Raw genomic sequence first — 1,293 nt, forward strand, 5'->3', positions numbered from 1 at the left:
GCGATGATAACGCCCACTCAGAGGCCCTGATACACACTAGAGTTGACTCAATCCTGAGCAGTTCGCGACCCCTGGAGCTGGCCGGTGCTCGGCGCCCCGTGCCGTTCTACTTCCACTCCTCGCCCTACGGGAAGGAGGGCTGCGGGGAACCGGGCGGCTGTGCGCGAGAGATCATCGCTCTGGGCACGCCGCTACTGTGATGGTCCGCGTGTTGCGCCCTCGTCTATCTGCTCTACCGATGGGCGTTGCGGCGGGACTGGCGCGCCGGCGCGATCCTGGGTCCGGTGGCAGCCGGCTGGCTGCCGTGGTTCCTGTACCAGGATCGCACCGTCTTCTCCTTCTACGCGATCGTCTTCCTGCCCTTCCTGTGCCTCGCCGTGACGATGGCGGCCGGAGCCCTCCTCGGGCCGCCAGGAGCCAGTGGGCGACGCCGGTTGTGGGGCATGGCGGGCGTCGGCACGCTCACGCTGCTGATTGTGTGGAACTTCATCTACTTCTTCCCGATCTACTCGGGAAGCATGATCCCGACCGACTCCTGGCGTGATCACATGTGGCTGGACACCTGGATCTGACCAGCGACGGTGAGCCGGTGCTGCCGCAAGGACGGACTGGTCGTCCGGCCTGTCGCCTGGCGGCGATCGCCGACCGCGGTCACGACCACGACATCTGCGGAACCAGGTGCGTGATCGTGGACTTCTGCGCGTCTTCGCTCGCCGCGGCACACCGCACGGCAGTGGACCAGGGCCCTTCTGTCGGGTCGTGGAGCGCAGGTTCGCCCGGCTGCGCGGCTCTCGCCGCCTCAGGGTCCGCCCGGAACGCGGAGCCGATATCCACGAAGGCTGCCTGCTGTTTGATGACCCCACGTCAGAGGCGTTCATTGGGTCGGCAGCTCTGAACCTCGCGCTCTTTCGAGGCGCAGGCCGCGACATTCCGCGACGACGACTCTCGCTGCACATCAGTCCTTCTTAGCCAGATCATCACCTTGATTCTCGTCGTTTACCAAGGCTTCGCATCATCGACATGCCCCCCAGCATGTGTCCTTGTTGCCAGCGGGAGTTGAGCATGAGTCACGGTCACCACCACCATCACCACCACGGAAGCGATGACGCCTCCTCGCTGCCGCCGGCGCTCGATATGTCGGTTCCCGACGAGGAATTGACGCCGAGTCAGTTTTCGCGGCGCTCCATGCTGCGCCGCACTGGTCTGCTCGGCGCGGGGCTGGCCGCGGGAAGCGTCCTCGTGAGTGCGGGGCAGGCCGCGGCGACGCCCGCATCGACGGTCTCGCGAGGCGGG

General features: G+C 66.3%; 2 pseudogenes. Both read left to right on the top strand.

Annotated features, from left to right (window positions below):
- Window positions 1–66 precede the first annotated feature (66 nt).
- Window positions 67–572, top strand: a pseudogene (locus VXC91_RS45770) (phospholipid carrier-dependent glycosyltransferase); the annotation flags it as partial.
- Between the two features lie 490 nt (window positions 573–1,062).
- Window positions 1,063–1,293: pseudogene (locus VXC91_RS45775) on the top strand (histidinol-phosphatase); the annotation flags it as partial.

Source organism: Streptomyces chiangmaiensis (genome assembly GCF_036281785.1).
In the GTDB taxonomy this organism is placed as follows: domain Bacteria; phylum Actinomycetota; class Actinomycetes; order Streptomycetales; family Streptomycetaceae; genus Streptomyces; species Streptomyces chiangmaiensis.